This is a genomic window from Rhizobium sp. AAP43, assembly GCF_001296045.1.
In the GTDB taxonomy this organism is placed as follows: Bacteria; Pseudomonadota; Alphaproteobacteria; order Rhizobiales; family Rhizobiaceae; genus Allorhizobium.
This window is the reverse complement of record NZ_LJHS01000032.1, coordinates 1-8,963: the sequence shown is the minus strand read 5'-3', so window position 1 is coordinate 8,963 and position 8,963 is coordinate 1. Positions and strand designations below refer to the sequence as shown.

At 60.4% G+C, this 8,963-nt stretch carries 8 protein-coding genes and 1 pseudogene; 2 read left to right on the top strand and 7 right to left on the bottom strand.

The window, feature by feature from the left end; translation table 11 throughout:
- From IP76_RS16790 to IP76_RS16760, 7 genes and pseudogenes are all read right to left on the bottom strand, one after another.
- A pseudogene (locus IP76_RS16790) lies at positions 1 to 217 on the bottom strand (hypothetical protein); the annotation flags it as partial.
- A 29-nt stretch (positions 218 to 246) separates the two neighbouring features.
- Positions 247 to 1,290, bottom strand: coding sequence for a zinc-dependent alcohol dehydrogenase family protein (locus tag IP76_RS16785; RefSeq protein ID WP_054159389.1), 1,044 nt, complete (start codon positions 1,288 to 1,290; stop codon positions 247 to 249).
- A 40-nt stretch (positions 1,291 to 1,330) separates the two neighbouring features.
- Positions 1,331 to 2,383: an ABC transporter ATP-binding protein gene (locus IP76_RS16780; RefSeq protein ID WP_054159388.1), complete on the bottom strand. Its 1,053-nt coding sequence runs from the start codon at positions 2,381 to 2,383 to the stop codon at positions 1,331 to 1,333.
- Between the two features lie 12 nt (positions 2,384 to 2,395).
- Positions 2,396 to 3,178 (bottom strand): iron ABC transporter permease, encoded by a 783-nt coding sequence (locus IP76_RS16775; protein ID WP_054159387.1) that lies wholly within the window; start codon positions 3,176 to 3,178, stop codon positions 2,396 to 2,398.
- Positions 3,175 to 4,065: an ABC transporter permease subunit gene (locus IP76_RS16770; RefSeq protein ID WP_054159386.1), complete on the bottom strand. Its 891-nt coding sequence runs from the start codon at positions 4,063 to 4,065 to the stop codon at positions 3,175 to 3,177. Before IP76_RS16770 ends, IP76_RS16775 begins: the two co-directional genes overlap by 4 nt.
- Positions 4,066 to 4,165: 100 nt before the next feature.
- The gene (locus IP76_RS16765) at positions 4,166 to 5,272 is read right to left on the bottom strand and encodes an ABC transporter substrate-binding protein (protein ID WP_054159385.1); all 1,107 of its coding nucleotides are present in this window, start codon (positions 5,270 to 5,272) and stop codon (positions 4,166 to 4,168) included.
- A 148-nt stretch (positions 5,273 to 5,420) separates the two neighbouring features.
- Entirely contained in the window at positions 5,421 to 6,293 is an 873-nt protein-coding gene (locus tag IP76_RS16760; protein ID WP_054159384.1) for a MurR/RpiR family transcriptional regulator, read from the bottom strand.
- A gap of 178 nt (positions 6,294 to 6,471) precedes the next feature.
- Here IP76_RS16760 and IP76_RS16755 point away from each other — a divergent pair, with 178 nt between their 5' ends.
- On the top strand, positions 6,472 to 7,248 hold the full coding sequence (locus tag IP76_RS16755) for an N-formylglutamate amidohydrolase (protein ID WP_054159383.1): 777 nt from the start codon (positions 6,472 to 6,474) through the stop codon (positions 7,246 to 7,248).
- Positions 7,249 to 7,359: 111 nt separating this feature from the next.
- On the top strand, positions 7,360 to 8,925 hold the full coding sequence (locus tag IP76_RS16750) for an amino acid permease (protein WP_054159390.1): 1,566 nt from the start codon (positions 7,360 to 7,362) through the stop codon (positions 8,923 to 8,925).
- Positions 8,926 to 8,963 lie beyond the last annotated feature (38 nt).

Below are 8,963 nucleotides of genomic sequence, written 5' to 3'. Positions count from 1 at the left end.
CGTCTCGGTCGAGCCGCTCGGCGAGCCGTGTTGCGGCGAACTCAGCGATCCAGGCGGCGTCGGAGCCGTAGTCTTCCATAAACTGACGATCGCCGAGACCGGTTGCGCCGTCGAAGATGAAGGCTGAGGTCTCGTTGTAGCCGAGGCGATCCTCATTGGCGCGGCCTTCCTTTCCCGGGTCGGAAAGGCTTTCGATAATGCTGATGCGAGGCGCCATGGTCTGCTTTTCTTTGCGGTTGCGGGTGTTCAAGCCGCCGGATCGATGATGGTGATACCGCTCTCGGCGAACCGATCCATATCGGCCAGCGCCTGGGGCGCGTCGTTGAGGCCGATGTGGCGGCCGATCAGCTTCTCCGGTGCAAGTCTGCCCGAACGGATCATCTCCAGCATGGCGTCGTAACGCCAGGACTGCATGCCGTGGCTGCCATAGATCTCGAGTTCATGGGCGATCACCCGCGCCATCGGGATCTGCGGCATTGCGTGGTCTGCGAGCATCAGCCCGACCTGCACATGGCGGCCGCGACGGCGAAGATTGGAGATTGAATTGCAGCAGGTCTGCGGATGACCCAGCGCATCGACGGAGACATGCGCTCCACCGCCGGTCAGGTCCCGCACGGCTTCGGCAACATCTGAAACATTGCGGCTGTTGATGGCGGCTGTTGCGCCAAGGGCTTTGGCCAGAGCGAGCTTGTCCTCGGCGATATCCACGGCGATCACATTGGCGCCGAGGGCAGCGCCGATCATGATGGCAGATAGGCCGACACCGCCGCAGCCGTGTACGGCCAGCCACTCGCCACCCTTCAGCCGGCCCTGGTCGACGACGGCACGGAAGGAGGTGGCGAAGCGGCAACCGAGGCTGGCGGCCGTGTCATAGGAAACATCTTCCGGCAGAAGGACGAGGTTCTGGTCGGCATATTCGATTGCGACATAGTCGGCAAACGAACCCCAATGGGTGAAGCCCGGCTGAAACTGTTCTTCGCAGACCTGCTGGTTGCCCGATCGGCACTCCATGCAGTGGCCGCAGCCGGAGACGAAGGGCACTGTGACGCGGTCGCCGACACGGAAGCGCCTGACATCACGACCGACGGCGGCAATGGTACCGGCGAGTTCGTGACCCGGCACATGCGGCAGGCGGATATCGGGGTCATGACCTTTCCAGCCATGCCAGTCGCTGCGGCAGAGGCCAGTGGCCTTGACCGCGACGACGACACCTGATGGTGTCGGGGTCGGATCGGGCAGGGTGCGGATCTCCGGCAGAACACCGAATCTTTCGTAATAGACAGCTCGCATCGGAACCTCGTTTCCCGAACGAAAGTGGCTTTGCCGGTGATTATTCAGCGAGTACGATCAAAGCCGATGGATCGATCTTCACGCCGACCGTGGTGCCGACCACGGGCGGCGGCGTGCCGGGATCGTTGAAGGTGTCGAACGAGATCGTCTTGCCATCGACTGCCACCCGCGTGCGGATGACCGAGCCGAGAAACTGGCTGGAGGTCACGGTGCCGGCAAAGGTGGCGTTGGCGGTATCGGAAAGCGAGCCTGCTTCCGGGCGCATGGCAAGCTGGATCGCCGTGCCATTGGCGGCGGGAATGGCGTCCTTGATCGTGAGCGTCTGCTCGCCGATCTTCACCAGTCCTGCGCTTTGGTCGGCAACCACGGCCTCGATGACATTCAGCGTGCCGACGAAGGAGGCGACGAAGCGGGTCGTCGGGCGGTTGTAGATCTCGAAGGGCGTACCGATCTGGTCGGCCTTGCCGGCATTCATGACGACGATGCGGTCGGAGATCGATAGCGCCTCTTCCTGGTCATGGGTGACGAAGACGGTGGTGATGCCGAGCTTCTGCTGGATCTGGCGGATTTCCTCACGCAGCGAGACGCGGATCTTGGCATCGAGCGCCGAGAGCGGCTCGTCGAGCAGCAGCACTTGCGGCTTCGGAGCGAGCGCACGGGCAAGCGCCACGCGCTGCTGCTGGCCGCCGGACAGCTGGTAGGGATAGCGTTCGGCCAGATGTTCCAGATGAATGAGCGCCAGCATTTCCTTGACGCGGCTCTCGATGTCGGCCTTTGGCATGCCCGCGATCTTCAGGCCAAAGCCGACATTGTCGAAGACGTTCATGTTGGGAAACAGCGCATAGGCCTGAAATACCATGCCGATGTTGCGCTGGTTGGGCTTCAGGCTCGTCTGGTCCTTGCCATCGACGATTATGGTGCCGGCAGACGGGGTTTCAAAGCCCGCCACCATGCGCAGCACCGTGGTCTTGCCGCAGCCCGACGGACCGAGAAACGAGACGAATTCCCCCTTGTCGATCGCCATGTTGAAGTCGTGCACCACCTGGGTGGCGCCGAAGGATTTCTTGAGGCTGTTCAGTGTCAGAAAGGTCATGAAAAGAAATCCTCAGGCCTGGCGAGGGGCCGTTTTCTGGAGGCGGGAGACGAGCTGCATCAGGCCGAGGCAACCCCAGGTGATGCCGAAGGCGATCACGGCAAGGGCCGCCGGCTCATAGGCGCGGTTGGCGCCGAGCAGCTGCATGTAAGGTCCGAAGGCAGGCTTGTTCAAAAGGGCGGCCATGGTGAACTCGCCCATGACGATGGCGAAGGTCACGAAGGCGCCGGACATCACAGCCACCGAAACATTGGGCAGAATAATGCGCCCGATGATCGTCGCCCAACCGGCGCCGAGGCTCTGGGCGGCTTCGGTCAAGGTGGTGACGTCGATGGTGCGCAGGCCCGTGTCGACGGCGCGGTACATGTAGGGCAGGCCAAGCGTGGCATAGCCGAACATCAGCAGGATGTTTGTACCGGTGGACGAGCCCGTCAGCGGCAGCCAGCTCGATGTGTTGTAGAGCCTGATGTAGCCGAAAACGATGACGATTGCCGGAATGACCAGCGGCAGCAGCGTGACGAATTCGATATAGGGGCGAAGACCGGGCATCTTTAGCCGGACCCAATAGGCGGTTGGAACGATGAGCAGCACGCCGAAGACGATTGTCATCAGTGCCATCGTCACCGAATAGCTGAAGGTCTCCTGAAAACGCGGATCGGCGAGGACCTTGCCATAGGCGTCAAATGAATATTCGCCACGGCGCATCTTCAGGGAGAAGTTGGTCATGCCGATCAGCGGGAGGATGAAATAGAGGAGGCCGACAGTCAGCGCGGCCCAGGCCCACAAGCGCTTCATTTCATCCACCTTTCGCTGCGGGCGCGCAGCCAGATATAGAGCCCGTTGGCCACGCCGGTCACGGTAATCATGCCGAAGGCGAGCGCATAACCGAGATGGGGATCGCCCAGCACGTCGCCGCGGATCTGGGCAAAAAGCAGGATCGGCACAATGTTGAGCGAAGAGCCGGTGAGCGCGATCGCGGTTGCGACGGCGCCGAAGGCGTTGGCAAAGAGCAGCGCAATGGTGCCGAGGATGGATGGCAGCAGGATCGGGAAGGCGACCATTCGCCAATACTGGAAGTTCGTTGCGCCGAGGATCGAGGCCGCTTCGCGCCATTCGCGCTTCAGGCCGTCGAGGGCCGGCGTAATGATGAGCACCATCAGTGGGATCTGGAAGAAGAGGTAGGTAACCGTCAGACCCCAGAAGGACAGGAGATTGAAGCCGAGCAGGCGCAGGTCGATGCCAAGCTGCGTTTTCAGGAAAACGGTCAGCAGACCGACGGGACCGAGCGTGGCGAGGAAGGCGAAGGCAAGCGGTACGCCGGCGAAGTTCGAGGCGACACCGGAGAAGGTGAGAAGCGGGCTGCGGATCCACTGCGGCAGCCCACCCAGCACAACGGCTGCGGCCACGGAGAAGCCGATCAGGCAGCCGAGCAAGGCGGATGCCAGGCTGATTTTAATAGAGATCCAGTAGGCAGCCATGATCGAGGGCGTGAACAGACCTAGGACATTGGCAAAGGTAAAGCTGCCGTCCGGGCGCTGGAAGGCGCCAATGACGATCTTCATCGTCGGCATGATGAGAAACAGAAGAATGAAGATGGCAAACGGCAGGACGCCGAGCCAGTGAAGCGGAAGCCGCGTTCGAGGACGGGCAAGCGGTCCCGTACCGGCATTGTCTATTGCCATTCTGTCTGCCCCTCTTCCTCCGTGTTTTCCACGGTTCTTCTTGAATAAAAGGCGCCGCCCCGACCCAGTAAGGCTCGGGGCGGCTCCTCAAGTTCGGTCCTTACTGAACGTTGGCGCCGACGACGCTATCCCAGCCGGCGGTGACCGCGGCCTTGTTAGCGTCGACTTCTTCCAACGTCGGGAAGTAAGCCTTTTCGTAGGAATCTGCCGGCGGCAGAGCGTCGAGCAGATCCTGCGGAACCTTGCCGGCCTTTACCATGGCGTTGAAGCGTGCCGGGTGGCAATAGCCCTTGAGCCAGCCGAGCTGACCTTCGTCGGAGTACAGGTGCTCCATCCACAGCTTGGCTGCGTTCGGATGCGGCGCGTAAGCCGAGATGCCCTGAACGTAGACGCCTGCGAGAACGCCCGAAGCTGGAACGACGACTTCAACCGGCGGGTTGCCGGCCAGCGTGTTCTTGGCCGAGAGGGCATTGTAGTCCCACATCACGACGATCGGGGTTGCGCCTTGGGCGAGGGTGCCGGACTTGCCGATGACAGGCACGAAGTTGCCGGCCTTGTTCATTTCGCCGAAGTACTTCAGGCCAGCTTCGCCAGCTTCCTTGCCAGCCTTTGCGCCACCGGCCATGCCGGCTGCGAGAACGGCGAGGATAGCCTGGTTGGAGGCGCGCGGATCACCGGCGAGAGCGACCTGACCGGCATATTCCGGCTTCAGAAGGTCCGACCAATCCTTCGGAGTGTTGGCCACGAGGTCCTTGTTCACCAGAAGCGACATGACGCCGTAGTAGTCGCCATACCAGTAGCCTTCGGCGTCCTTGACGTTTTCAGGAATCTCGTCCCAGGTCGAGACCTTGTAAGGCTGCAGAAGACCTTCGGCCTTCATCTGCGGGCCGAAAGCGAGACCGACGTCGACAACGTCAGGCGCCTGCGGGCCCTTGTTGTCCTTGTTGGCCTTGATGGCTTCGACTTCGTCAGCCGAACCGGCGTCCGGGTTCAGTTCGTTGACGGTGATTTCCGGGTACTTCTTCTTGAAGCTGTCGATTACCGCGCCATAGCCACACCAGTCGTGGGGCAGGGCGATCGTCGTCAGCATGCCTTCCTTCTTGGCGGCTTCGATGAGCTCTGCGCTTGGTTCAGCATAGGCGACGGCCGAAGTCGTCATGACGAGTGCGGTCGTCAGCGACAGCATTTTGCGGAACTTGGTGGTCACTGTGGTTCTCCTCTGAGGTTGGCAGCGATGGCGATCAATTAGGGGTGATATGTTATGGTTATGTGACGGAACTCCCACCCAAATTTCCGCCCTTTGCCTGAGACGGGGCTGGCCCGCGTCTCAAATTTCTGTATCGAGCCCTCTTCGCTCATCGAGGTTTTCGAAACAGGCGTGCCTGCTCGAACAAATCCTCCAGCGTGTTGATGCGCTCACGCGTCTGGTCCCAGGACGAACTCTGGACGGCCTCAATCAGCGCTTCGACGACGAAAAGTGTCACAACGGACGAGTCCCATGCCGACGGTGCTTCGATGTGCAGCTTGAAACTCGTACGAGCGTGCTGTGCGACCGGTGACGTCCACTGATCGGTGAACAGGATGATCTCAACGCCGCTCGCCTTCGCTACCTTCGCCAACGTCGTCAGGTCGGCCTCGTAGCGACGGATGTCAAAGATCACCAGCACGTCGCCTTCGTGCATGTTCAGCACGTATTGCGGCCAGGCGCTCGCATTCGATGACATTAGCGTGGTCTTGGGCCGGATGACCTGCATATGGGTGAAGAAGTACTCGGCAAGTGCCCCGGTGATGCGGCCACCGACGAAATATATGTCTCGGTTGCGGTCGCCCAGCAGACTTGCTGCATCATCGAAGCTTGCTGTCTTCAGTTCGCCCAGTGAACTCCTCAGGTTGTTCATCACGGCTTCGGCGAAGCGGTTGAGAATGTGCCGGTTGGGCGCGTCCGCCGCCCAGCGGTCGTGTTTCGCGATCGGGTTCGATATGGTGGCTTCAAGTTCCTGGTGCAGGTGCGCCTGGAATTCCGGATAGCCCTTGTAGCCCAGCTTCTGAACCATGCGGGCGACGGTCGGTGTCGATACGCGGGCATTCTCGGCCACAGTCGTGATGCTGCCGAGCCCGGACACAGGATAGTTGTCCAGCAGGCTTTCCGCCAGCTGCCGTTCAGCACGCGTCAGCCCATCGAAATGAGCATGGATCACGTCCGACACTGTCTTGGACGCATTGAGCAAGGACTGATTGTCTCCCCTAAGCCGGTCTTTGCCAGCTTTATGACAAAGATTAAGCCCCCGCCCTTGCTGGCTGTCAACTGGCTTTTGAAGAGAAATTTTCAGAAGCGGATTGACACTGCGGGCTCCGTGAAGAATTCTCTTCGTTAAATACAGAGGCCATCAGGCCCGGGGGAACAGCATGCTGCTGAGGTCAGGAATTCTGGCGCCAGCCGACGGTGAAGCCGTGGCTGTCGAGAACGAACGCGCGGCCGGCACGGTCGTGCTGGTCTGCGAACATGCATCTCACCGCCTGCCGATCTCGGCGGGACAGCTGGGGCTGTCAGAGGAGGTGCTGGTCAGCCACATCGCCTGGGATCCCGGTGCGCTTGAACTTGCCCGTCTATTGTCGACGCGGCTTGAAGCAGCACTGGTCCATCAGCGTTTCTCGCGCCTGCTCTATGACTGCAACCGGCCGCCGGAATCGCCGGCCGCCATGCCGGAAAGCAGCGAAATCTTCGAGATACCCGGCAATCGCGATCTTGCGCCGGCCGAGCGCTATGCCCGAACTGCTGCGATCTATGTGCCGTTTCACGATCGCGTCAGCGCGCTTCTTGCCGCTTATGTCCAGGAGGGACGCCGGCCGGTTGTCGTGACTGTGCACAGTTTCACGCCGATCTATTTCGGCAAAAAGCGCGATGTGGAGATCGGTATCCTGCACGATACGGACAGCCGGCTTGCAGACGCAACGCTGTCGGCCGCTATCTCCGGGCCGTATCGCGTCGAACGCAACGCGCCCTATGGGCCGGAGGACGGCGTAACCCATACGCTTCGCCTGCATGCCTTGCCCGCCGGTCATGCCAACGTGATGATCGAGGTGCGCAACGACCTGATTGCCAATTCCGTCGACCAAGAGGTCATGGCCGACTACCTCGCCGGGCTGATCGCAACTGCGGTCAGTGTCGTCGAAGGAAAATAACAGAACGACCTCACGGGGAGCAGCTTTGCTGCCACTAACCGCCAAAACAAGCGGCGGGCCAGGTACATGATCGCCGCAATCCCGCGGCCGATCTTCACATTGGGGGATGCCATGTCAGATTACTCTGATTCAGACAAAAAACAGGATATGCACGTGCTGCATTCCATGGGTTATGCCCAGGAACTCGAACGCAGCATGAGTTCATTTTCGAATTTTGCGATTTCTTTCTCCATTATTTGCATTCTGTCCGGCGGCATCAATTCGCTGGCTCAGGCGACCTCCGGTGTCGGTGGCGCCGCGATCGGTATCGGCTGGCCCGTCGGCTGCATCATCTCTGGGTTTTTCGCGCTCGGCATGGCGCAGATCGCATCGGCCTACCCTACGGCGGGCGGGCTCTATCACTGGTCGTCAATCCTCGGAAACCGCTTCACGGGCTGGCTGACGGCCTGGCTCAACCTCCTTGGCCTCATCACCGTTCTCGGCGCAATCAACATCGGAACCGCTCTTTTCCTGGGTGGCACGTTCGGTGCCCAGCTGGGTCTGTTGGGCGAGGATGGTCTGGTCTCGCCTGCGACCCAGGTCTTGCTCGTCGCCGGCTTCACTTTGATCCAGGTTCTGATCAATCACTTCGGCATCAGCCTGACAGCAAAGCTCACGGACTTTTCCGGTTCGCTGATCCTCGTGACGGCTGCCGTGTTGACAGTGGCCTGCCTCTATTTCGCGCCGACCTGGGAGATCAGCCGTCTGTGGACCTTCACCAACAATTCGGGTGAAATCGGCGGCAATGTTTGGCCTCAGTCCGACAGCATGTGGTACATTTTCGGCCTCGGGCTGCTGCTGCCGATCTACACGATCACCGGTTATGATGCCTCGGCTCATACGTCGGAAGAGACGAAGAAGGCGGCCCATTCGGTGCCCCGCTCGATTGTCATGTCCGTCCTGTGGTCTTCCCTTGCAGGCTGGATCATGCTCAGCTCCTTCGTCATTGCCATCCCGGATATGGCCGAGGGTGCAAGGCAAGGCTGGAACGTGTTCTTCTACACGGTCAACACGATCATGCCGGCCTGGCTGGTGACCATCTTGTATGTCGCCATCTTCGTCGCGCAGTTCATCTGCGGTCTTGCAACGGTAACCTCCGCATCGCGGATGATTTTCGCCTTCTCCCGCGACAAGGGACTTCCGGTTGGCTCGAAGGCTTTGTCTTCCGTCAGCCCGAAGTATCGGACCCCCGTAACCGCGATCTGGACCGCCGGCATCCTGGAAGTGCTGTTTGTCTGGGGGGCATTGTTCATCTCGGTCGGTGAAGCCAGCCTCTATGTCACCGTCGTCAATGCGACCTTGATCTTCCTCTTCCTGTCCTTCCTGTCACCGATCGCCCTTGGTATTTTCGCCTTTGGAACATCGAAATGGCCGGCAGCAGGACCATGGGACCTCGGCGCTGGACTGTTCAAGGTCATCGGTGTCCTCGCGACCATCGGCATGCTGATCATTATCTACATCGCCATCCAGCCACCGAATGACAAGGTTCTCGCGGTCACCGTCGGCTTCATCGTTCTGGCCGTCATCATCTGGTTCGCTTTCGAGGCCAAGCGCTTCCAAGGCCCGCCAATCGGCGACATGATCGAGAAGCGCAAGGCAGAGATCCTCGCTGCTGAAAGAGCTGTGGGCGAAATCTAAAATCCTGCGGCAGGCGCGGACATCTATCGGTCCGCGCC

Bases quoted from the DNA above. Each gene is read 5' to 3' on its own strand.
- IP76_RS16785 (WP_054159389.1), bottom strand. From the start codon at position 1,290: ATGCGAGCTGTCTATTACGAAAGATTCGGTGTTCTGCCGGAGATCCGC.
- IP76_RS16780 (WP_054159388.1), bottom strand. From the start codon at position 2,383: ATGACCTTTCTGACACTGAACAGCCTCAAGAAATCCTTCGGCGCCACC.
- IP76_RS16755 (WP_054159383.1), top strand. From the start codon at position 6,472: ATGCTGCTGAGGTCAGGAATTCTGGCGCCAGCCGACGGTGAAGCCGTG.
- IP76_RS16775 (WP_054159387.1), bottom strand. From the start codon at position 3,178: ATGAAGCGCTTGTGGGCCTGGGCCGCGCTGACTGTCGGCCTCCTCTAT.
- IP76_RS16770 (WP_054159386.1), bottom strand. From the start codon at position 4,065: ATGGCAATAGACAATGCCGGTACGGGACCGCTTGCCCGTCCTCGAACG.
- IP76_RS16750 (WP_054159390.1), top strand. From the start codon at position 7,360: ATGTCAGATTACTCTGATTCAGACAAAAAACAGGATATGCACGTGCTG.